The sequence below is a fragment of the Streptomyces sp. NPDC087422 genome (genome assembly GCF_044744145.1).
Lineage (GTDB): Bacteria > Actinomycetota > Actinomycetes > Streptomycetales > Streptomycetaceae > Actinacidiphila.
Genome location: NZ_JBIUXT010000006.1, coordinates 260,531 through 283,500 on the forward strand (window position 1 = coordinate 260,531; position 22,970 = coordinate 283,500).

A 22,970-nucleotide genomic window follows, 5' to 3' on the forward strand; every position below is an offset into this window, starting at 1 on the left:
GGCGCCGTCGCTCAGCGGCGGCTGGCGCCGAGCAGCCGCACCCGGCAGGCGAGTTCGACCGCGAAGCGCGTGTCCGGGTCGTCGAGGTCGAGCTGGAGCGTGTCGCGGACCCGCTTGAGCCGGTAGCCGACGGCGTTGGGGTGCAGATTCAGCTCGCGGCCCGCGTGGGCCAGGGAGTTGCGGTGCGACAGGTAGGCGAGCAGCGTCTGCACCGAGATGTGCGCCCGCTCGGGTCCGAGCGCGTCCAGCGGCAGCAGGATGTCCGCCAGCAGGCTGCGGCTGGTCGGGGAGGCGTACACGTCGAGCAGCACCCGGCGCAGGCCCGTCACGTCCGTCAGTTCGACGCTGCCGAGGCGCCCGGCCGCGATCGCGGAACCGGCGGCGATCCGCGCCTCCGCGGCGGACGAACGCAGCCCCGCCGCCCCCGTCTGCGGGGTGCCGAGGCCGAGCGTGTACTCCCACCCGTGCCCGGTCAGGCCGCGCGCGTACTCCTGGAGCCGGACGGCCACCTCCCGCAGCCGCCGCTGGTGGTCGCCCGCGCCGTGCTCCTCGGTGCTGACCAGGAGCAGGTCGTCCTGGACGAACGCGACGTGCCACATCTCGTCCCGGCCGTCGACCAGTTGGAGCGCGAACAGCTCAAGCGCGGGCTGCACGCTGCGCGGAGCCCGCGCCTCGGGGTTGTCGAGGCCGGTCGGGATCAGCCAGGCCGCGACGTGCGAGAGCTGGAGGGGGAGCCCGAGCATCGCGGCCTGGCCGACGAAGCCCTCGACCCGGTGGGACTCGGCGAGCACCAGCTCGACGATGAGGTCCGACCGCGACTGGGTGGGCGCGAAACGGTCGCTGATCTGGCGCTGGGCGGCCCGCGACAGCAGCGAGGCGACGACGGGCAGGGCGATGGCCATCGCCGGGTCCGACCGGTTCCCGACGAGCCGCCCGATCGGCACCTCGCCGACGCAGACCGCGTCGGCCGCCGACCAGGTCACGGTGGCGTCCTCCACCACGGCGAGCTCCGAGCCGAGCATGCGGTTGGCCTCGGCGAGGATGTGCTCGGGCGTCCCGTCCGGTCCCGCCGCGGCCTCGGTGGCCTTCTCGATGGCGTGCGTCGCCCGCATGATCGCCTCGGACGCGCCGCCCGACAGCAGCCGGTCGACCACGAGGGCCAGATCGGCCGACCGCGCGCCGGGAGCGGCGAAGACCGGCACACCGCCGCGGTCGGCGAGCACCCTGGCGGTGTCGGGCAGGGTCAGCTCGGTCGTGAACACGAGCCCCGCGACCTCGCGCGCGCTCGCCTGACGCAGCGCCACGTCCAGCCGGTACGGCGGCGGGTGCTCGGTGCCGGGCACGATGACGAGGGTTCCGGCGGGCACGGTGCCCAGCAGGTCGAGCGGCGAGACGTCCACCCGTACGACGGCGCGCCCGTCCGCGGGCCCGGCGCGGTGCCGGATGCCAAGGCGGTCGCCCTGGGCGGCGAGGTCGGAGACGGTCAGTTGTGCCATCAGCACAGTATGACGCGATTCTCTGGACTCTCGGGCCATAGGTGCGGTCAGGGCGTCGCCATATCGTGAGGCCCATGGTTCACACACCCCTCGACGCGCCCGCCCCTCACAGGGCCTCCGCCGTCGCGGCCTCAGACGTCGCGGCGCTGGCCGCGGGCACAGCGATCTTCGGCACCGGGGGCGGCGGGGCGGTCTACACCTCGCAGATCGTCGCCGAGGAAGCGCTCCGCGCGAACGGCCCGGTGCCCCTGGTCACCGTCGACGATCTCGGCCCCGACGACCTGGTGATCCTCATGTCGGGCATCGGCGCCCCCACCGTGGGCATCGAGATGCTCTCCTCCAACCGTCAGGTCGACCTCCTCGTCCGCGAGGCAGAGGCCGTCGCCGGCCGCCCCATCACCGCCCTCATGGCCGCGGAGATCGGCGGCAGCAACGGCGTCGGGCCGGTGGGCTGGGCCTCCCGCCTCGGGCTGAAGCTGCTCGACGCCGACGGCATGGGCCGGGCCTTCCCCGACGCGGCGATGGTCGCCATGAACGTCGCCGGAGTCCCGTGCGACTTCTCCGTCCTGAGCGACGTGGTCGGCAACGTCTCGGTGCTCAAGACCGTCGACCTGCACTGGCTGGAGCGGCACGCGCGCGCCCTCACCGTCGCCAGCGGCTCCATCTGCCTCGGCGTGCACTACCCCCTCACGGCCGAGACGGCCAAGGGCGCCGTCGTCGAGGGCACGGTCAGCGCCGCCATCCGCGTCGGCCACGCCCTGCTCTCCTCACCCGAGCCGGTCGCCGCCGTGGCCGCGGAGCTCGGCGGCTCGATCCTGCTCACCGGCAAGATCACCGACCTCGACCGCCGCACCGTCGGCGGTTTCTCCCGCGGCTCCGTGACGATCGCCGGTACGGGCACCGACCGCGGCAGGCTTCAGCGCCTGGAGATCCAGAACGAGAACCTGGTCGTCCTGGAGGACGGCGAAGTGCTCGTGAGCGTCCCCGACAACGTCACCATCATCGACGCCGAGACCGGCCACGCGATCACCACCGAGATGCTGCGGTACGGCCAGCGCGTCTCCGTACTCGCCTGGGCCTGCGACCCGATCTGGCGGACACCGCGCGGCCTGGAACTGGCCGGACCGCGGGCGTTCGGATACGAGCTGACCTACACCCCCTTCGAAGGAAGCACCCGATGACGGCCACGCGCGATCTCTCCATCGGCGTCGACGTCGGCGGCACCAACACCGACGCCGTCGCCATCGACAGCACCGGCACCGTGCTCGCCCACACCAAGCAGGCGACGACCGACGACGTCACCGGCGGCATCAGGGCCGGAATCGCCCATGTGCTCACAGCGCTCGGCGAGGACCGGTCACGGGTCTCACGGGTCATGCTCGGCACCACGCACGCCACCAACGCGATCGTCGCCCGGCGGCAGCTCGACCGGGTGGCGACCATCCGGCTCGGCGCCCCGGCGGCGACCGAGTACCCGCCGCTGCTCGGCTGGCCGGGCGATCTCGCCGGGCTCATCCTGGCCGGGTCCGCGATGGTCGGCGGCGGCCACATGGTCGACGGCACACCGATCGCGCCGCTGGACCGGGACGCCATCCTGCGCTTCCTCGACGGCCTCGACCACTTCGACGCCGTCGCCGTGACCGGCATCTTCAGCCCCTCGATGCCGGACCAGGAACTCGAGGTCGCCGAACTGCTCCGCGCCCACCTCGGCCCCGACGCGCGCGTCTTCCTCAGTCACGACATCGGTCCCACCGGTCTGCTGGAGCGGGAGAACGCCACCGTCCTCAACGCGGCGCTGCACAGCGTGGCCCGCTCGGTCACCGAGGCCCTGGTGACGGTCGTCGACGAGGAAGGGCTCGACGCCGTCACCTTCTTCGCGCAGAACGACGGCACGCTGATGTCGCTGGACTACGCGGCCCAGTACCCGGTGCTCACCATCGGCTCCGGCCCCGCGAACTCCATCCGCGGCGCGGCCTACCTCTCCGGCGCCACCAACGCGATCGTCATCGACGTCGGCGGCACCACCTCGGACCTGGGCGTCGTGGTGAACGGATTCCCCCGCGAGTCCACGCTGCCCCGCGAGATCGGCGGCGTACGGACCAACTTCCGGATGCCCGACATCCTCAGCCTCGGCGTGGGCGGCGGTACGACCATCGACCCGGTGACCGGCGCTGTCGGACCGGGCTCGGTGGGCTACCGGATCGCGACGGAGGGCCTGCTCTTCGGCGGCCGGACGCCGACCCTGACCGACGCGGCGGCCCTCGCGGGGGCCTCGATCGCCGGACGGACCCTCCCCGCCCAGACGGCAGCCAACGAGCAGGCGCTGCGCGCCGCCCTGGAGCGCGCGCACGTGCTGATCGAGGAAGCCGTGGAACGGCTCTCCCTCGGCCGCGCCGACCTGCCGCTCGTGGTGGTCGGCGGCGGCGGCTTCCTCGTACCCGACGACCTGCCGGGCGCCGGTCCCATCGTGCGGCCCGACCACGGCGACGTGGCGAACGCGGTGGGCGCCGCGATCTCGCTCGCCGGAGGCCGCGCCGACCAGATCAGCCCGCTGGAGGACCGGGAGGCGGCCATCGCCCAGGCGTCGGAGGCGGCGATCGCCAAGGCGATCCAGGCGGGCGCCGACCCGCTGGAAGTGGCCGTCGTCGACGTGCTGGAGACCCCCGTCCCCTACAGCGACCGGCCGACCGTGGAAGTGTCGGTCAAGGCCGCGGGACCGCTGGCGCGGCTCGGCGAACGGGCCGCGGCGCGGTGACGGGGTTCACCGCGGGTGACGCGGCGCTCGCCGACCTTGTGGCGCTGCGCCGCGCACTGCACGCCCACCCCGAGGTCGGCCTCGACCTGCCCCGGACGCAGGCGGCGGTCCTCACCGCGCTGGACGGCCTCGGCCTGGAGATCACCACCGGGGACGGTCTGACGTCGGTGACGGCCGTGCTGCGCGGCGGACGTCCGGGCCCCGTCGTCCTGCTGCGCTCCGACATGGACGCCCTGCCGGTCCTGGAGGCCACCGGCCTGCCGTTCGCGGCGGCCAACGGCGCCATGCACGCCTGCGGCCACGACCTGCACATGGCGGGCCTGGTCGGCGCCGCCCGGCTCCTCGCGGCCCGCCGCGCGCAACTGCCCGGCACCGTCGTGTTCATGTTCCAGCCCGGCGAGGAGGGATACGCGGGCGGTCGGCTGATGATCGAGGAAGGCGTCCTGGACGCGGCGGGCGAGCGCCCGGTCGCCGCGTACGCCGTCCATGTCGACTGCGTGACGCCGAAGGGCCGGGCGGTCACCCGGCCGGGTCCGATGATGTCGAGCGTCAGCGCGCTGCACATCCGGGTGACCGGGACCGGGGGCCACGCCGCCTACCCCCACCACGGGTTCGACCCGGTCCCGGTGGCGGCCGAGATCATCCTCGCGACGCAGTCCTTCGTGGCGCGCCGGATACCGGTCGCCGACCCGGCCGTGGTCTCAGTGACCCGTGTCTCCTCCGACTCCGCCGCGGGCAACGTCCTCGCCGCCTCCGTCAGCCTGGAGGCGAACATCCGCGCGCTGTCACCCGCGACGCTCGCGCTGGTACGTGACGAACTCCCGGCGCTGGCCGTCACGCTCGGCGAGGCGCACGGCTGCGCGGTCGACACCGAGTACGTCGAGTCGTACCCGGTGACGGTCAACGACCCGGCAGAGACCGAGCGGGTGCTCGCGGTGCTCGACGAGCGCTACGGCGACCGGGTGGTGCGCCTGCCGTTCCCCGGCATGGCCTCGGAGGACTTCGCCTACGTGCTCGAAAAGGTGCCCGGCACGCTGGTCTTCCTCGGCGTACGGCCCGAGGACGGTACGAGCGGTCCGATGCACTCCGATCGGGCGGTCTTCGACGACTCCCGACTCGACGAACACGCGGCGCTCCTGGCGGAACTGGCATGGCGCCGCCTCGCGGGCCGAGGGGCGCCGCGCCCGCGGTGACCGCTCAGCCGAGCGCGCGCTCGAACAGGCGCGAGAGGACGATCGCGCTCCGGGTCCGGTAGAGCCGGTCGGTGCGGCGGATCTGCTCGATGGTGTCCTCCGACTCCGCGATGGAGCCCGCCAGGACACGGACCAGGGCGTCCGCGTCCCCCGACACGTTCCACACCCCGACACGTTCGAAACAAACGTTCAAGGAGGACATTGTGCACGCAGAAACCACCGTTCCGCAGCGCCGGGTGAGCCGTCTCGCCGACAACTACGCGCCCCTTCCGGTGCGGGCCGAGTCCGCGCGGGGCGTCTGGGTCACGGACGCCTCGGGCAGCCGCTTCCTCGACATGCTCAGCGCCTACTCCGCGATGAACTTCGGCCACGGCAACCCCACCCTGCTCGCGGCGGCCCACGACCAGCTCGCGGCCATGACCCTGATCAGCCGCGCCTACGACCACACCGAGATGGAGCGGTACGCCGCGGCCCTCTGCGACCTGGCCGGCAAGGACATGATGGTGCCGATGAACACCGGCGGGGAGGCCGTCGAGACCGCCATCAAGGTCGCCAGGAAGTGGGCCTACGAGGTCAAGGGCGTCCGCGAGAACCGGGCCGAGATCATCGTGGCCTCCGGCAACTTCCACGGCCGGACGACCACCGTGGTCGGCTTCTCCGACGACCCCGACGCCAGGAACGGATTCGGACCGTTCACCCCGGGCTTCGTGACGGTGCCCTACAACGACGCCGCGGCCCTGGAGGCGGCGATCACCCCCGACACCGCCGCCGTGCTGCTGGAGCCGGTGCAGGGCGAGGCCGGTGTGATCATCCCCGACGCGGGCTATCTGCCCGCGGTGCGCCGGATCTGTGACGAGCGGGGCGTCCTGTTCCTCGCCGACGAGATCCAGTCGGGCCTGGGGCGCACGGGGGAGACCTTCGCCTGCGACCACGTCGGAGTGACGCCCGACGTCTACATTCTGGGCAAGGCGCTCGGCGGCGGCATCGTCCCCGCGTCCGCGGTGGTCGCCGACAGCGACATCCTCGGCGTCCTGCGCCCGGGGCAGCACGGCTCGACCTTCGGCGGCAACCCGCTGGCCTGCCGGATCGGGACCGCCGTCGTCGACCTGCTGAAGACCGGGGAGTACCAGGAGCGCGCCCGGACCCTGGGGGCGCGACTGCGGGACGAGCTGACGCCGTTGGTCGGCCAGGGGCTGGTCTCGGTCCGGACCATCGGGCTGTGGGCGGGGATCGACGTCGACCCCGCGCTCGCCACCGGCCGTACCGTCTGCGAGGAACTGGCCCGGCGCGGTGTCCTCGCGAAGGACACCCACGGCTCCACCGTGCGGCTCTCGCCTCCCCTGGTGATCGAGCCGAGCGAGCTGTCCTGGGGCGTCGCCCAGCTCGCCGACGTCCTGCGGGCACTGGCGTAAGCGGGTTCCGCCGTCCACGGGACGGCAGTGACGAGGGCCCAGGATCCGGCGGTGGTGATGGACGGTGGGCCCATCGCCGCCGGTCGGCGCCACGGCTATCGTGCGGCGCAGAGGCGGAAACAGACATACGGCACGCGGGCCGTGTCCACGCGGCGGAGCCGACGAGAACGAAGAGGCAGGGGTGCGCGATGCACAGGGACCAGCCGGAGACCGGCGCCGACGGCAGGGCCGCACTGACCGGAGTGGTCGTCGTCGACCTGTCCCACGTCCTGGCGGGACCGTACGCCGCGCAGACGCTGGCCGACCTCGGCGCGACCGTCATCAAGGTCGAGAACCCCGCGAATCCCGATGTCTCGCGCGGCTTCCCGCCGTACCTGCGCTCGGGCGACGAGGAGTTCAGCGGGTACTACGGCCAGTACAACCGCGGCAAGCTCGGTGTCTGCCTCGACCTGGCCCGTGACGAAGGCAAGCAGGCCCTCAAGGACCTGGTCGCCCACGCCGACGTCCTCGTCGAGAACTTCCGGCCCGGCACCATGGACAAGCTCGGCCTGGGCTACGAGGTGCTGGCCGGGATCAACCCCCGCCTGGTGTACACGGCCATCTCCGGCTACGGCCAGACGGGCAGCCGTCGCCGCCGTCCGGCCTTCGACAGCACCGCGCAGGCCGCGGGCGGCCTGTGGTCGATGAACGGCTACCCCGACACCCCGCCGGTGCGGGTGGGCGTCACCATCGGGGACCTGTCGGCCACGATGTTCGCCGTCATCGGCACCCTGGCCGCCCTGCGGCACGCCGAGAGCACCGGCGTCGGCCAACTGGTCGACGTCGCCCAGGTCGACAGCGTCGTCGCCATGACCGAGACGGCCGTCGTCGACTACACCGTCGACCGGAAGGTCGCGGCACCGGCCGGGAACGAGCACGCCTGGGTCAGGCCGTACGAGCTGTTCCCGTGCGCCGACGGGCAGGTGTTCTTCGGCGGCTACACCGACAGGCTCTGGGCGGCCAGTTGCGCGCTGTTCGGCACACCGGAGGCGGCCACGGACCCCGAGATCGACACGATGCGCAAACGCTTCGACAAGGAGACGTACGACCGCCGGGTGAAGCCGCTGGTCACCGGCTGGTTCGCCGGGCGGACCCGGCAGGAACTCGAAGACCTCGCGGGCGACGTCATCCCGCTGACGGCCGTCCGCGACATCGGGGAGGTCGTCGAGGACCCGGGCACCGCCGAGCGGGACATGATCGTCGAGGCCGACTACGGCCCGCTGGGCGCGCTGCGGATGTTCGGCTCGCCCATCAAGCTCAGCGCCACCCCCGCCGTGCCGGGGCGACCGGCCAACAAGGTGGGGGAGCACACCGACGAGGTGCTGCGCCGCTTCGCGGGCTACGACCGGGCGCGGATCGAAGAGCTGCGCGCGGCGAAGGTGATCTGACGATGGGTCAGGAGACCGTCCGCCGCGAGCCGTTGCTGACCGGGCCCGCCGCCGCGTATCGCTCCACCTTCGCGCCCTGCGCCCCTGAGCCGGTCCCCGGCGAGCCGCTGCCCCCGGGCTGGGAGGGGATCTACTTCCCCTTCGACGCGGCCTTCGCCGACCTGCGCCCCGACGGCTCGCCCGGCGGCGACGGCACGGTGCCCGACCCCGGCCTGCCCCGGCGCATGTACGCCGGTGAGGACACCCGCTTCCTGCGGCCTCTGCGCTACGGCGACACGGTCGAGCAGCGCACCGCGCTCGGCGCCGTGACCCGCAAGCGCGGCCGGGCGGGGGAGCTGGTCTTCGCCGACATCGAGCGGAGCTACCTGGTGGACGGCGTCGTCGCGGTCACGAGCACCTGGCACGACGTGTTCCTGCCCGCGAGCGACCCCGCCGCCGCGCCCGCCGACGTACCCGCGGGCGAGGCCGAGCAGTGGGACTGGTCGCGGCGGGCGACCCTGGACAGCCGGCAGCTCTTCCGGTACTCGGCGCTGACCTTCAACACCCACCGGGTGCACTACGACCGGGCCTGGGCGCAGGACGTCGAGGGCCTGCCCGACCTGCTGGTGCACGGCCCCCTGATGCGCATGCTCCTGCTCGACTCCGCGACGCGCTCACTGCCCGGCCGCACGGTCCGCGAGTTCTCGATGCGCTCGGTCTCGCCCGCGTTCGTCGACCGGCCGGTGACCCTGGTCGGCCGCGAGGACGCCGACGGCGTACGGGTCCGCGCCCTGGACGCCGACCATCGCGTACTCGCCCGGGGCCGGGTGCGTACGGACGCGGCCTAGAGGCGGCGCAGCCGCTCGGCGATCTCGTCCAGGCGGACGGCGAGCGACAGTCGGAAGAACAGCTCGTCGTCGCGCCAGCCCTCACCCAGGAGCCGGGTCAGCCGTTCGATCCGCTGGAGGATCGTGTTGGTGTGGAAGCCCAGCTCCCGGCCGGTCCTGGTCGGGCTCGACTGATTGCGCACGAAGGCGCGCAGGGTGGCGAGCAGATCCGTACCGTGCTCGGCGTCGTAGCGCCGTACCGGCCCCACCATCGTGTCGAGATACGCGGTCAGGGCGGCGGGGTCGGGCTCGAAGACGGCCGCGTAGGGGTGGTAGTCCTCGGCCCGCGCCGCGAGGTCGCCCGCCCCCAGCGCCTGGAGCAGCCGGACGGTGCGCTGCGCCGTCACGACCGCCGCGGGCAGGTCGCCGGACGCGGCGGCGCTCACCGACAGGACCGGGACCGACAGCGCCGCGCGCAGCTGGTCGTGGAGCCGCTGGACCGTGACGCCGGGCTGCCGGGACGACAGGGCGACGGCGACATGGCCGCCGTACTCGCCCACCAGCGCCCGGCTGTGCAGCGGACCGAGCAGCGTACGGGTCGCCTGCGGCCGGTGCTCGCCCGGCACGGCGAAGAGCACGAGGGTGTCGAGGTCCTGGACGGGGACGCGCAACCGCTTGGCCCGGCGCACCGCGTCGCGACGGCGGTCGGGCGAGCCGTCCAGCAGATCGGCCAGCAACTCGCCCTGCCTGCGGTGCTCCGCGTCGGACACGGCCTGCCGCTGCATGGCCAGGAGTGTGCCGACCTGCGCACCCCGCTCGATGGTCCGCAGGTCGACGGAGCTGAGCGGGAAACCGCCCGTACCGAGCAGTACCGCGCCGAAGTAGTACGAGCCGGTCGTCAGGGCGGCGACCGCCCCGATGTCCCCGCCGTCCTCGACCAGGACGCAGCGGCCCGAGTCATGGCTGGCCCGGACGGCCTCGGCGACGGGTGCGCGGCGCAGTTCGTCGGCGGACAGGGCGCGCCCGGCCGTCACGATCACCTCGCCGTACTCGTCCACGACGGCCACCGCGCGGTCCAGGGCCTCGGCGAGCTTCTCCGCGATCGGCGAGAAGTCGCTGTCCTCCAGCACGGACCGGATGAGCTGCTGATGCACCGCGTTGGCGCGGTCCCGCTCGACCAGGTGCTCCCTCAACCGCTCCAGGGCGTCGCGCGCCTCCTCCTGCGAGCGCTGGAGGCGCTGGAGCCGCTGCGCGGTCTGGAGCACCACCGAGGCGTGGTTGGCGAGCGCCGAGAGCAGCGCGACCTGCTCGGGGGTGAAGGCGTGCTCGTCACGGGTCCCGACGAACAGCACCCCCAGGACGTCCTCGTCGGAGAGCAGCGGCACGCCGAGGAGCGAGACCAGGCCCTCGGCGGCGACCGCCTCGGACAGCGAGTCCTCGTGCCACCCGGCGGAGTCGTCCTCGTAGCGCGTCACCCACTGCGCGGCGCGGGTCCCGACCACGAGGCTGGCCAGTCCGCGGCCGGGCGGCACCACCAGGCGCTGGAAGCGCGGGCTGACCGAGCCCGCCGTCTTGCGGACCCGCAGCGTCATGCTGGCGGCGTCGAACTCCGACAGATACGTGACGTCGGAGTCGATCATGTCGTGCGCGCGCTCCACCAGCCGGGCCAGCAGCGCGTCGGCGTCCCGCTCCTCGGCCAGCTCCCGGGCGCTGGAGAACAGGGCGGTCAGCTCGTGCTCACGGCGGCGCAGCCGCAGTTGGTCGCGCCGCAGCCGGTACAGCCGCTCCGCGGTGCCCGCCGCGGCGCCGCCGGTCACGCCGAGGTCCGCGAGCGCGCCGTCCAGCCGGTACGGGTCCACCGCCTGTTCGCCGACGGCCGCGTCCAGGACGACCGCCAGCGCCCGCGCGCGGCCGTCCGTCGTACCGCCGTCCGCCGTACTCCGGTCCGCCCGCTCGGCTCCGCTCTCCACCGCGACCGCTCCCTCCGCGCGCCGCGCCGGCCTCTGCCGTCGGCCGCTGTGCGCTGCGCACACTCAGCGTGCCGTACGACGTGCTGATGGTCCATAGCGGGGGGTTCCGCGCCGTCATTAGCGTGACCAGCACCCGAGGGACGCGCCCCCGCGCGTCCCTCGGCACCACCGCTCCCGCCCGTGACCGCTTCCGGAGGAAGGCCATGGCATCGTGACCAGCCGTCTGTCGGGTTTCAGGAATCTCTCCGTCGACCAGCGCCGTGCCCGCGCCGCCGAGGCCATGGAGGTGCCCCCCGCCCTGTTCGACGCGCTCTCGCCGGACCGGGGCCTCTCGCTCGACCAGGCCGACCACATGGTCGAGAACGTCGTCGGCGTCCTCGGCCTCCCGGTCGGCATCGCGACCAACTTCGTGGTGAACGGCCGCGACATCCTCGTCCCCATGGCGACCGAGGAGCCCTCGGTCGTCGCGGCCGCCTCGAACCTCGCCCGGATGACCCGCGACCACGGCGGTTTCCGAACCTCGTCCAGCGTCCCGCTCATGCAGGCGCAGGTGCAGATCCTCGACGTCGCCGACCCGGCGGGCGCGCGGGTGCGGCTGCTGTCCGCGGCCGGGGAACTGATCGCGCTCGCCAACGAACAGGACCCCGCGCTGGTCCGGTTCGGCGGCGGGGCGCGCGAGATCTCCGTGCGGCTGGTGCCCAGCAGGCGGCAGACCTACGTCGTGCTGCACCTCGTGGTCGACGTGCGCGACGCCATGGGCGCGAACGCGGTCAACACCATGGCCGAGGCCATCGCCCCCCGCGCGGCCGAGATCGCCCGCGGGCGGACCCTCCTGCGCATCCTCACCAACAAGGCCGACCTGCGCCTCACCCGTGTCTCGGCGACCTTCGACGCGGGCCTGCTCGGCGGCCCCGACGTCGTGGAGAACATGCTGGACGCGGCCGAATTCGCCGTCGCCGACCCCTACCGCGCCGCCACCCACAACAAGGGCATCATGAACGGCGTCACCGCCGTCGTCCTGGCGACCGGCAACGACACCCGCGCGGTCGAGGCGGGCGCGCACTCCCACGCGGTCGGTCCTGACGGCCGCTACACCGCGATGTCGCGCTTCGAGAAGAACGCCGACGGCGACCTGGTCGGCACGTTGGAGCTGCCCATGCCGGTCGGACTGGTCGGCGGCGCCACCAAGGTGCACCCCGTGGCGCGGGCCAACGTCACACTGCTCGGGGTGGAGACGGCGAGCGAGCTGGCCGAGATCATCGTGGCCGTCGGCCTGGCCCAGAACGCCGCGGCGGTGCGGGCGCTGGCCACCGAGGGCATCCAGCGCGGCCACATGTCGCTGCACGCGCGCAATGTGGCCGTCACCGCGGGGGCCACCGCCGCCGAGATCGACACGGTCGTCGCGCGGATGGTCGCGGACAGGTCCGTACGCGCGGACGCCGCCGAGCGGATCCTGGCCGAACTGCGGGACCGGCCGTGACCCGGTCACCGGCCGCGCTCGGACTGCCCGTCGCCCACCGGTCGCCAGGACTGCCGGACCGGGTGACGGTCTACGAGGTCGGGGCCCGCGACGGGCTCCAGGCCGAGAAGGCGCGGGTGCCCACCGCGGCCAAGGTCCGGCTGATCCGCGACCTGACCGCCGCCGGGCTGCCCGTGGTCGAGGCGACCAGCTTCGTCTCCCCGCGCTGGATCCCGCAGTTGGCGGACGCCGCCGACGTGCTCGCCGCGCTGCGGGAGGCGGGCGCGGACCTGAGCAGACACCCCGTCCTGGTGCCGAACGACCGCGGTCTTGACCGCGCCCTGGACGCCGGGGCGTCGGCCGTCGCGGTCTTCGTCAGCGCGACTGAGACCTTCGCGCGCCGCAATCTGGCGATGGGCCGCTCGGAGGCGGTCGAGGTCGCGGGAAAGGTGACCGAGCGGGCACTGGCCGCGGGCGTCCGGGTCCGCGGGTACGTCTCGATGGTCTTCGGCGATCCCTGGGAGGGGCCGGTCCGCCCGGAGCGGGTCGCGGAGGTCACCCGGGCCCTGGCCGACGCCGGGTGCCACGAGGTGAGCCTCGGCGACACCATCGGCGTCGGCACACCCGGCCATGTGGGCGCGGTCCTGGCAGCCGTCGCCGAAGCGGGTGTGGCCCGCGACCGGATCGCCCTGCACTTCCACGACACCTACGGCCAGGCCCTGGCCAACGTGCACGCGGGACTGCTCGCCGGGGTCACGACCTTCGACGCCTCGGTCGGCGGCATCGGCGGCTGCCCGTACGCGGGCTCCGCCACCGGCAACCTCGCGACGGAGGACCTGCTCTGGATGCTCACCGGTCTCGGCATCGAGACCGGGGCCGACCTGGACGCGGCGATGCGCGCGGGGCTCCGCGTCACCGCGCTCCTCGGCCGGCCGTCCCCGTCACGGGTCGTCCAGGCCCTGGACCGCGACTGGCCGGACGGGGACGGGGACCGGCCGGACGGGGACCGGGACGGCTGAGGCGCGGGCGGTCAGGGCTGGCGGGCGGTCAGCGCTGGCGGGCGGTCAGCACGGGCAGGCGGTCAGTACTGGTAGAAACCCGCGCCCGTCTTGCGGCCGAGGCGGCCCGCGTCGACCATCCGCTGAAGGATCGGCGGCGCCGCGTACAGCGGCTCCTTGTACTCCGAGTACATCGAGTCGGCGATGGCGGCGACGGTGTCGAGGCCGATCAGGTCCGACAGCTTGAGCGGGCCCATCGGGTGCGCGCAGCCCAGCTCCATGCCGTTGTCGATGTCCTCGCGGGTCGCGATGCCCGACTCGAACATCCGGATCGCGGAGAGCAGATACGGCACCAGGAGCGCGTTGACGACGAAGCCGGAGCGGTCCTGGGCGCGGATGGCGTGCTTGCCGAGCACGTCGGTGACCAGCGCCTCGGTCCGCTTGAGGGTGTCACTGCCGGTGGTGAGCGCCGGGATCAGCTCGACCAGGCGCTGCACCGGGGCGGGGTTGAAGAAGTGGATGCCGATGACCTGGTCGGGCCGCGAGGTCGCCACGGCCAGCTTGACCAGCGGGATCGAGGAGGTGTTGGAGGCCAGGATCGCGTCCTGCCTGCTCACCACCTGGTCGAGCACCCGGAAGATGTCGATCTTGACCTGCTCGTTCTCCACCACGGCCTCGATGACCAGGTCGCGGTCGGCGAACTCGCCCAGGTCGGTGGTGAAGGTCAGTCGGCCCAGCGTCTCGTCGCGCTCAGCCTCGGTGATCTTGCCGCGCTCCGCGGCCTTGCCGAGCGAGTTCGTCAGCCGGGTGCGGCCCAGCTCCAGGGCCTCACCGGTGGTCTCCGCGACCCGGACGTCGAGCCCGGCCTTCGCGCACACCTCCGCGATGCCCGCCCCCATCTGGCCCGCGCCGACCACTCCGACGCGCTGGATGTCACTCACTCGTCAGCCCCTGCCGCTTCCGTGCACCGCTTCCGTGTACCGGACAGACGTTACCTGTGTCCGGTACGCGCGGGACCGGCCGGGTGCCGGTCCCGCGCGTAGCCGAAGGAGCCGGGGTCAGCCCACGGAGCAGGCGGAACCGTTGAGCGAGAAGGCGGCGGGGGAGGTGTTCGTCCCCGGCGCGTTGCCGGTGAAGCCGAAGGCCGCGGAGCCGCCCGCGGGCAGCACCGCCGCGTAGCTCGGCGCCGTGACCGTCACGGCCGCGCCGCTTTGCGTGTAGTTCGCGCTCCACAGCGACGTGATGGTCTGGCCGCCGCCGAAGGACCAGGTCAGCTTCCAGTTCGAGATCGCGGCCGAGCCGTTGTTCTTGACCGTGACCGACGTCTGGAAGCCGCCGGGCCAGGAATTGGTGACGTCGTACGCCACCGAGCAGGCGCCGGAGCCGGGCGGTGTGGTCGGCGGGGTGGTGGGAGGCGTGGTGGGCGGGGTCGTCGGGGGTGTGGTCGGGGGAGTGGTCGGCGGAGTCGTACCGCCGGAGCCGTCCGAGGTGTCGCCGTAGATGATGCCGCGGCCGTTGGTCGCGATGTAGACGCGGCCGTAGACCCGGGGGTCGCCGGTGATCGCGGTGTTGGTCACGCCGTACTGGTGGGCGTTGTCGTTGATCCGCACCCAGTTCGCGCCCGCGTCGGTGGAGCGGAAGATGCCGCGGACGCCGCCGATCTTCGCGCTGGTGTAGAGCGCCTGGTAGGCCGCGCCGGGGGCGGCCTTGCCGAAGCCGATGGTGTCGGCCTCCTGCACGTTGGCCAGCTTGGTGAAGCTCGCGCCGGAGTTGGTGGAGTGCCACAGGCCGTACGCGCCGCCCGTGCTGCCGCCCGCCACCCACACGTCGCCCTCGGCGCCGGGCAGCGCCTTGAGCTTGCCCGCCTCCGCGGGCAGCCCGGTGGCCGCCGTCGCGGCGAAGGTCGCTCCTCCGTCGGTGCTCACGTAGAACTTGCCGCCGTAGACGCCGTAGAACTTCTTCGGGTTGACCCGGTCGGAGCCGATGGCCGCGCCGGTCGGGATGCCGGTGGAGTCGGCCCAGGAACCGCCGAAGCCGACCGAGTACTTGACGCCGGTACCGGACGGGGCCCACAGGAAGCGGCTGCCGTCGGCCGCCGCGGCGACCGTACCGCCGCCGCTGACCCCGGACGGGTCGGTGCCCGCGAACCAGTTGGCGCCGTTGTCGGTGGAGAAGGCGACATGCGCGCCGCTGTCCGCGTTGCCGACCCTGACCATGGTGTTGGCGTTGGTGGCCGCGAAGTCCAGGCTCGTGGTGGTGGTGAAGTTGGGCTGGGTGAACATCATCGGGGGCACGGCGGTGAGGTCGGTGTGCCGGAAGCCGCCGATGTCACCGAGCGCGCTGATCAGCGGCGCGCCGGTCGGCGGGCTGATCAGGTCCTGGACCGACGTCTCCTCCAGGCCCTTGGCATTGGGCTTGACGGTGAACTTCGCCCCGGTGTCCCAGTTGGTGAGGTTGTCGGTGCCGTAGACGGTGGCCCCGGTGCCGTACCACATGCGGTTGGAGTTGAACGGGTCGATCTCCAGCGACTCGGTCATCCAGCCGAGCTTGGGGGTCTCCTCCGGCGGCGACGGGTTGGCGCCCCAGCTCAGCCACGGCGACGAGGAGACGTCCATGGTGTAGCGGTCGGCGCGGTTGGGGTAACTGGTGAAGTCCCAGGCCCGCGTCCAGGTCGCGCCGCTGTCAGTGCTGCGGAAGATCTGGGTGTCGGCCCACCACGAGCTGTAGCCGGTGACCATGATCGTGCCGGGGTGCTGCCGGTCGACGGTCATACCGCTGTAGCCGAAGTACGTGTCCGCGTCCGACATCGGGCTGATGTTGGTCCACGCGCCGGTCGCGGTCGCGTACCGCCACACCTGGCCCTTGGCGCCGTCGTACGGGCCGCCGGTGTCACTGGTGGCGAGGTAGAGGTAGCCGTTCACCGCGTCCAGCACGCCCTTGTGCGCGATGTACCCGGTGGGCTGGCCCGCCAGCCGGGACCAGGTGGCGCCGCCGTCGGTCGAGCGGTAGACGGTGTTGGCCTTGTCGGCCACACCCACGTAGATGGTCTGCGTGGTGGAGCCCTTGGTGCCTGTGCGCGGGTCGAAGGTCACCCACACATCGCCCTGGTTGTCGCTCTGGTAGCCGCTGCTGTCGGACGGATCGGCCACGTAGTTCCCGACGTTGGGGAAGGCGGTGACCTTCGCCCAGGTGACACCGGAGTCGGTACTGCGCCACAGCCCGTTTCCGCTGGGCGCGGCGAAGTACAGGACGCTGTCCTTGTTGGGGTCGATGGCCAGCCGCTCGCCCATGCCGCGGCCGGGCATGTTGCCGCCGAGCTTGAACGGCAGCGCGGTCGCCGCCCAGGTCGCGCCGCGGTCGGAAGAGCGCAGGATGGCGCCGTTGTCGGGGTCCCAGGAGTTGGTGTACATGCCGACGGCCGCGTAGACCTTGTCGGGTGCGAGCGCGTCGGTGGCGAGGCTGACCACGCCGTTCCTGTTCCAGTCGGTCCAGCCCACCGAATCCAGCAGCGGCGTCCAGGACTTGGTGGCCTCGTTCCAGCGGTAGGCGCCGCCGATGTCGGTCCGCGCGTAGGCGAGGTTCTTCTCCGACTGGTTGAAGACGATGCCGGGCACGAAGCCGCCGCCGTCGATCCTGACGTTCTTCCAGGAGTACGTGTCCGCGACGGCGGCCGGTGCGGCGGTGGCCGGGGCCGCGGTGGCCGTGGCGGTGACCGCGGCGACCGCGGAGGCGCCGCCTATCAGGGACAGGGCCGCGACGAGCGCGGCGAGTGGTCTGCGGAGCATGGAAAGGCGTCCTCTCCGTACGGACGCGGGCCGCGCCGGGCCCGCGCGTGCGGGTGGTGGGGGGATGGACGGTGGCGCTATACATAGGAGGTGTGGGAGCGCTCCCATGATGTTAGCGCCCGCGCCGACGCCCGAGAAGGGGTCGTCAACGCTCCTTCTCGGCGGGGGCCGCGCGAGGGAGTGGACCGAACGGCGGGTTGCCCCGGCGCCGGAAGTCACCCATCATCGGCGGATCATGACGGATGATCAGGAGGCACGGATGGACCGGCTCACCCGCAGGACCTTCACTGTCGCGGCGGCGGGCGCGCTGGCCGCCGTCATCCCCGGCTCGGCGGCGCGGGCGGCCGAACCCTCCCGCGCCCCCCAGGGCGCACCGGGTCCCGCGGGTCACGGCGGACCCGGTGGTCACGGTCGCGACCTGCGCGGCATGTGGATCGCCTCGGTCGCCAACACCGACTGGCCCTCGGCCCCCGGACTCCCCGCCGACCAGCAACGTCAGGAATTGCTCGACCTGTTGGACACCGCGGTCGAACGGGGTCTCAACGCGGTGGTGTTCCAGGTCCGGCCGACCGCCGACGCCTTCTGGCCGTCGGCGTACGAACCCTGGTCGCGGTACCTGACGGGCACTCAGGGGCAGGACCCCGGCTGGGACCCGCTGGGCACCGCGGTGCGCGAGGCGCACCGCCGTGGCCTGGAACTGCACGCCTGGTTCAACCCGTACCGCGTCTCGATGGACACCGACGTCACCAAGCTCGCCCCCACCCACCCGGCCCGCCTCCACCCCGAGTGGATCGTGCCCTTCGGCGGCAAGCTCTACTACAACCCCGGACTGCCCGAGGTCCGACGTTTCGTGCAGGACGCGATGCTGGACGCCGTCCGCCGCTACCCCATCGACGCCGTCCACTGGGACGACTACTTCTACCCGTACCCGGTCGCCGGCCAGGTCTTCGACGACGACGCCGCCTACGCGCGGTACGGCGCCGGATTCCCCGACCGCGACGCCTGGCGGCGGGACAACACCGACCGCCTGGTGCGAGAGACCGCCGCCAGGATCAAGCGGATCCGGCCGAGCACCCAGTTCGGCATCAGCCCCTTCGGCGTCTGGCGCAACGCCGCCACCGACCCGCTCGGCTCGGCCACCACCGCGGGCGTCCAGACCTACGACGACCTGCACGCGGACACCCGCAAGTGGGTCAGGGAGCAGTGGATCGACTACATCGTTCCCCAGGTCTACTGGAACATCGGCTTCGCGGCGGCCGACTACGCCGCCCTCGTCCCCTGGTGGTCCGACGTCGTCCGTGGCACCAACGTGCGCCTCTACATCGGCGAGGCCCTGTACAAGGTCGGCGTCGCGGGCCAGCCCGACGCCTGGCAGGACCCGGCCGAATTGACCCGCCACCTCGACTTCTGCGCCCGCTACCCGCAGGTCCGCGGCAACATCTACTTCTCCGCCTCGCAGGTCGTCGCCGACCCCTTGGGCGCGATGAGCCTGGTCGCCGCCCGCTACCACCACCGCGGACGCCGCTGACGGCGGGCGGTCGGTCCTTCCTGCCCGGCCACGTCCGTGCCGCATGGTGTCAGCCGCCCAAGGCCGAAGGCCGGCTCAGGCGATGCGGGGCCGCGCCGCAGCGCCGGTCCGGCTCACCAGGGCCGGACCACGGCGTCGGTGTCCGCGTCTCACGGCGAGGGCGCGAGCACATTGCGTATGCGGGTGGCGATGTGCAGGTTGAGGCGCGTCTCGACGTCACCGAGGTCGTGGCCGGTGATCTCGCAGATGCGCTGGAGGCGGTAGCGGACGGTGCTGCGGTGGATGTGGAGTGCCTCGGAGGTCGCGTCGTAGCTGCCGCCGCTCTCCAGATAGCGCGAGAGTGTCGTCACCAGCCCGGTGCGGTGGCGGGAGTCGTAGTCCAGCAGGCGTCCCAGCCATTCGCGGACGAATCGGTCGGCTTCCCGTTCGCCTTCGCCGGTGCCCAGCATGCGGCACAGGCCCAGCTCCTCGAAGCCGGTGCTGCCGTACGGGTCCTGGGAACCGCGGCGGACGGCGAGGGCGCGGACGGCCTCGTCGTAGGAGCGCGGCAGATCGGCGACGACCTCGCAGCGGCCGCCGATGCCGACGGCTCCGGCCCCGGTGCCGAGCTCCTCCGAGACGGCCCTGTACAACGCGCCTTCCGGGGCACCCCGGTCTCCCCGGGGCTCCAGGACGACCGTGGCCGAGCCGCGCGAGCCGACGAGGACGTCCAGGCGCAGCCGCCGGGCCGCCCGCGCCGCCGCGTCGCCGAGCGCGGCCCTGCCGACCGTCCCGGCCCACTCCAGTACGGCGACCCTGTACGGCCGGTGCAGGTCGTGGCCGAGGACCGCCGCCCGGGCGAAGTCGTCGTCGGTCGTCTCGCCCGAAATCAGCCGGTCGACCAGGCCGTGGCGCAGCAGGGGCTCCAGCTCGGCCAGCCTGCGCTCGTGCGAGAGCGCGGGGGCCAGCACCAAGGCGGCCTGTTCGAGCGCTGAGCAGTCCGTTTCCGTCGCCCGCCGGTCAGGATCGACCAGCGCGGCCACGCCGAGCACTTCCCCGGCCATTTCGATGGGGACGAGCAGCCGGTCACCGTCGCGGACGGCGCCGGGACGGTGGCGCGCGTCACGGATCAGGGCCTCCCGGTCCCGGTGTCCCGGGGCCGGGCGCGGCCCACTCCCGGGCCGCCCGGAGGGTTCGCCCCCGCCGTGACCCGCCCAGGCCCGCGGGTTGCCGAAGCGGTCCTCGGTGAGGACCGCGAATCCCGTATGGTCGTGCAGGGCCTCCAGGACTCCCGACTCACCGCTGCCCGAGGCAGCGGCCCGGGAGAGCGCGTGGTCAGCGGCGAGCCGTGCGGCCAGGGCGGAGACGCTCGCGCCGGGGTCGGCAGTCGGCGAGAGGCTCTCTGCCGTCGGCGGCCCTGCGATCCCCGGCCAGTGGTGTGAGCGGGCCCCGACCGGCTCTCCCCGGCGCCGGCTGAGGCGTGCCAGGGCGATCCCGGTCTGCTGCGCGAGCAGATCCGTCAGCGCGGTTTCGTCGGTCGAGGGTGCGGTCGCGCCCCCGACGACGAGATAGCCGAGGCAGTCGTCCCCGTATCGCAGCGCGACGGCCCGCGCCCACCGTCCGTCCGCCCGGTACAGATTCCGGCTGCGGCCGTCGAGAGCGTCGATCCGCCGGTCGAGCCGATCGGCGGCCACCATCTCAGCGGCTGCCTCGGCCGGGGCCCGGCCGTTCGGCTCCGCACCGGGCTCCCGCGCCACGGTGCTCCCCGGTCGGGCGTCGGCGGAGGCAGCCTCCGGGCATGGAGGGCAGCGCCGCGCCGCACCATGGTGCACGGCGTACGCCGCTTCGGCGACGAAGGGACCGGCGGCGGCGATCGCCGCCATGGCACCCCACAGCACCTCTCGCTCGTCGTCGCCGTCGAGCATGACCGTCACCAGCCGTAGCAGCGCGTGACGCGCGGCCCCCGGCTGCGGCACGGGGTGAGGCGGGTCGGCGGTCGGAAACGGAAGAGCGTCCATCGCAGGTCCATTCGCGGCTCGAATCAGCCCCCTCTCAACGTACGCCGCTCGGCACGGGCCCTCACCTGCGAGCCGTCGCCGCCCCCCGTCCTCGGGGACCGGAAAGGCGGCGCGGATTGGTCACCCCAGGGCGAGGAAGTCCACCGCGTATTGCGTAAGGCTCGCAGACTGTGCGGGTCCGGCGCCGTGCGCCCGGCGGCCCGCCGGCCGGTTCCGCCTCGCGACGGAGGAGATTCTTATGGCGAAGGCAGTAGGCATCGACCTCGGTACCACCAACTCGGTCATCGCCGTCTGGGAGGGCGGTGAGCCCACCGTCGTCCCGAACGCGGAGGGGGCCAGGACGACCCCGTCGGTGGTCGCCTTCTCCGATGACGGCCAGCGGCTGGTCGGACAGCTCGCGCGCCGGCAGTCGATCCTCAACCCCAAAGGCACCATCACCTCCGCGAAGCGGTTCATCGGACGTCGCTACGACGAGATCTCCGACGAGGCCAAAGCGGTCTCCTTCGACGTGGTCGAGGGGCCCGGCGGGGTGGCCCGCTTCGAGGTGAGCGGCAAGCAGTACGCGCCGGAGGAGATCAGCGCGCAGGTGCTGCGCAAGCTCGCCGACGACGCCGGGAAGTCGCTCGGCGAGAAGGTGACGGAGGCGGTCATCACCGTACCGGCGTACTTCAACGACGCCCAGCGCCAGGCCACCAAGGACGCCGGGAAGATCGCCGGCCTCGAAGTCCTGCGGATCATCAACGAACCGACAGCCGCGGCGCTGGCCTACGGGCTGGACAAGCAGGGCCACGAGACGGTCATGGTCTTCGACCTCGGCGGCGGCACGTTCGACGTGAGCCTGCTGGACGTCGGCGACGGCGTCGTGGAGGTCCGCGCCACCGCGGGCGACTCCCATCTGGGCGGCGACGACTTCGACCGCCGACTGGTGGACCACTTGGCGGACGGCTTCCAGGCGTCCGAAGGCATCGACCTGCGTAAGGACCCGCAGGCATTGCAGCGCCTGTTCGAGGCGGCCGAGAAGGCGAAGACGGAGCTGAGTTCGGTCACCCAGACCCAGGTGAGCCTGCCCTTCATCACGGCGGACGCCTCCGGGCCGAAGCACCTCACCGAGACCGTCCGCCGCTCCACCTTCGAGCAGATCACCTCGGACCTGGTGGAGCGCTGCCTGGAACCGGTCAGGACGGCGATGAGCGACGCCAAGGTCACCGACAACGACATCGACGAGGTCATCCTCGTCGGCGGCTCGACCCGCATACCGGCCGTGCAGAACCTGGTCCGACGGCTGACCGGCGGCAGGGACCCGAACATGAGCGTCAACCCGGACGAGGTGGTGGCGCTGGGCGCCGCCGTCCAGGCAGGCGTGCTCAAGGGCGAGGTCAAGGACGTCCTGCTCCTGGACGTCACCCCCCTGTCGCTGGGCGTCGAGACGGCCGGCGGTGTGATGACCAAGATCATCGACCGGAACACCACCATCCCCGCCCGCCGGTCCGAGACCTTCTCCACCGCCGAGGACAACCAGCCGGCCGTGGACATCGTCGTGCTTCAGGGCGAACGCGAACTGGCGGCCGACAACCGTGTGCTGGGCCGCTTCCGGCTGGAGAACCTGCGGCCGGCCCGGCGTGGGGAGACCCAGATCGAGGTCACCTTCGACATCGACGCCAACGGCATCCTCAAGGTCAGCGCCAAGGACCGGGACACCGGCGCCGAGCAGTCGATCACCATCAGCGAGGGCTCCAACCTCGACCCGTCCGAGGTCGAACGGATGATCAACGAGGCCGAGAACAACCGCACCAGCGACCAGGCCCTGCGCGAGGCCATCGACGCCCGCAACGAGCTCGACGCCGCCGCCTACCAGGTGGAGCGCCGGCTGGACGACCTCGGCGACGCCGCACCGGAGCACGAGCGCGCCCGCGCCCAACTGCTCACCGACGAGGCGCGTACCGCCGTCAAGGAGGAGGCTCCGGCGGAACGGTCCCGGAGCCTGACCTCCGAACTCCAGCAGATCCACGCGGCGCTGGCCGCCCACGCCGCTGAACCGGGCGGAGCCGGGGGCGGCGGAGCCGAGCCCGGCCAGGGGCCCGGGGGCGACTCCCCGAGGGGCGACGACGACGTCATCGACGCCGAATTCGACAAGAGCTGAGGCG

Annotated in this window: 16 protein-coding genes; 10 read left to right on the forward strand and 6 right to left on the reverse strand. The window is 72.9% G+C overall.

Translation table 11 applies throughout. The features are described from left to right. Nucleotides 1-11 precede the first annotated feature (11 nt). Nucleotides 12-1,496, reverse strand: coding sequence for a helix-turn-helix domain-containing protein (locus ACIO6U_RS21345; RefSeq protein ID WP_355332829.1), 1,485 nt, complete (start codon nt 1,494-1,496; stop codon nt 12-14). Nucleotides 1,497-1,570: 74 nt separating this feature from the next. On the opposite strand from ACIO6U_RS21345, the gene ACIO6U_RS21350 reads away from it, so the two are divergent. Genes ACIO6U_RS21350 through ACIO6U_RS21360 form a run of 3 tightly spaced genes read left to right on the forward strand, consistent with a single transcriptional unit; the run spans nt 1,571 to nt 5,444 of the window. Further along, nucleotides 1,571-2,677, forward strand: a complete 1,107-nt coding sequence (locus ACIO6U_RS21350) for a DUF917 family protein (protein ID WP_391046362.1) — start codon at nt 1,571-1,573, stop codon at nt 2,675-2,677. Beyond that, on the forward strand, nt 2,674-4,251 hold the full coding sequence (locus ACIO6U_RS21355; RefSeq protein ID WP_401721273.1) for a hydantoinase/oxoprolinase N-terminal domain-containing protein: 1,578 nt from the start codon (nt 2,674-2,676) through the stop codon (nt 4,249-4,251). Before ACIO6U_RS21350 ends, ACIO6U_RS21355 begins: the two co-directional genes overlap by 4 nt. Next, on the forward strand, nt 4,248-5,444 hold the full coding sequence (locus tag ACIO6U_RS21360) for a M20 family metallopeptidase (RefSeq protein WP_401721276.1): 1,197 nt from the start codon (nt 4,248-4,250) through the stop codon (nt 5,442-5,444). The genes ACIO6U_RS21355 and ACIO6U_RS21360 overlap by 4 nt, the downstream gene beginning before the upstream one ends. A 4-nt stretch (nt 5,445-5,448) precedes the next feature. Here the strand turns inward: ACIO6U_RS21360 and ACIO6U_RS21365 are convergent, their stop codons facing one another. Further along, on the reverse strand, nt 5,449-5,637 hold the full coding sequence (locus ACIO6U_RS21365) for an Lrp/AsnC ligand binding domain-containing protein (protein ID WP_355332819.1): 189 nt from the start codon (nt 5,635-5,637) through the stop codon (nt 5,449-5,451). 10 nt (nt 5,638-5,647) lie between these two features. On the opposite strand from ACIO6U_RS21365, the gene rocD reads away from it, so the two are divergent. The 3 genes from rocD (at nt 5,648) to ACIO6U_RS21380 (ending at nt 9,110) form a co-directional block, all read left to right on the forward strand. Continuing rightward, nucleotides 5,648-6,856, forward strand: a complete 1,209-nt coding sequence (rocD, locus tag ACIO6U_RS21370; RefSeq protein ID WP_401721279.1) for an ornithine--oxo-acid transaminase — start codon at nt 5,648-5,650, stop codon at nt 6,854-6,856. Nucleotides 6,857-7,044: 188 nt separating this feature from the next. Then, nucleotides 7,045-8,283 (forward strand): CoA transferase, encoded by a 1,239-nt coding sequence (locus ACIO6U_RS21375; RefSeq protein WP_391046371.1) that lies wholly within the window; start codon nt 7,045-7,047, stop codon nt 8,281-8,283. A 2-nt stretch (nt 8,284-8,285) separates the two neighbouring features. Next, nucleotides 8,286-9,110, forward strand: a complete 825-nt coding sequence (locus tag ACIO6U_RS21380; protein WP_401721282.1) for a hypothetical protein — start codon at nt 8,286-8,288, stop codon at nt 9,108-9,110. Here the strand turns inward: ACIO6U_RS21380 and ACIO6U_RS21385 are convergent. Then, complete coding sequence (locus tag ACIO6U_RS21385) at nt 9,107-11,059, reverse strand: helix-turn-helix domain-containing protein (RefSeq protein WP_401721285.1); 1,953 nt, start codon at nt 11,057-11,059, stop codon at nt 9,107-9,109. The genes ACIO6U_RS21380 and ACIO6U_RS21385 overlap by 4 nt on opposite strands. A gap of 211 nt (nt 11,060-11,270) precedes the next feature. Between ACIO6U_RS21385 and ACIO6U_RS21390 the strand changes: the two genes are divergently transcribed. Both ACIO6U_RS21390 and ACIO6U_RS21395 read left to right on the forward strand, forming a co-directional pair. Then, complete coding sequence (locus tag ACIO6U_RS21390; protein WP_401721288.1) at nt 11,271-12,539, forward strand: hydroxymethylglutaryl-CoA reductase, degradative; 1,269 nt, start codon at nt 11,271-11,273, stop codon at nt 12,537-12,539. After that, complete coding sequence (locus tag ACIO6U_RS21395; RefSeq protein ID WP_401721290.1) at nt 12,536-13,537, forward strand: hydroxymethylglutaryl-CoA lyase; 1,002 nt, start codon at nt 12,536-12,538, stop codon at nt 13,535-13,537. The genes ACIO6U_RS21390 and ACIO6U_RS21395 overlap by 4 nt, the downstream gene beginning before the upstream one ends. A 62-nt stretch (nt 13,538-13,599) precedes the next feature. On the opposite strand, the gene ACIO6U_RS21400 is transcribed toward ACIO6U_RS21395, so the two are convergent. Both ACIO6U_RS21400 and ACIO6U_RS21405 read right to left on the reverse strand, forming a co-directional pair. Next, nucleotides 13,600-14,457 (reverse strand): 3-hydroxybutyryl-CoA dehydrogenase, encoded by an 858-nt coding sequence (locus tag ACIO6U_RS21400; protein ID WP_355332800.1) that lies wholly within the window; start codon nt 14,455-14,457, stop codon nt 13,600-13,602. A gap of 117 nt (nt 14,458-14,574) precedes the next feature. Further along, nucleotides 14,575-17,301 carry a cellulose binding domain-containing protein gene (locus tag ACIO6U_RS21405; RefSeq protein ID WP_401721293.1) on the reverse strand — a complete coding sequence of 909 codons (2,727 nt, stop codon included), beginning with the start codon at nt 17,299-17,301 and terminating at the stop codon, nt 14,575-14,577. A gap of 259 nt (nt 17,302-17,560) precedes the next feature. On the opposite strand from ACIO6U_RS21405, the gene ACIO6U_RS21410 reads away from it, so the two are divergent. Further along, nucleotides 17,561-18,829: a family 10 glycosylhydrolase gene (locus tag ACIO6U_RS21410; RefSeq protein ID WP_391161382.1), complete on the forward strand. Its 1,269-nt coding sequence runs from the start codon at nt 17,561-17,563 to the stop codon at nt 18,827-18,829. Between the two features lie 149 nt (nt 18,830-18,978). Here the strand turns inward: ACIO6U_RS21410 and ACIO6U_RS21415 are convergent, their stop codons facing one another. Then, entirely contained in the window at nt 18,979-20,826 is a 1,848-nt protein-coding gene (locus ACIO6U_RS21415; protein ID WP_401721296.1) for a helix-turn-helix domain-containing protein, read from the reverse strand. Between the two features lie 238 nt (nt 20,827-21,064). On the opposite strand from ACIO6U_RS21415, the gene dnaK reads away from it, so the two are divergent. Beyond that, nucleotides 21,065-22,966, forward strand: a complete 1,902-nt coding sequence (gene dnaK / locus ACIO6U_RS21420; protein WP_391046389.1) for a molecular chaperone DnaK — start codon at nt 21,065-21,067, stop codon at nt 22,964-22,966. Nucleotides 22,967-22,970 lie beyond the last annotated feature (4 nt).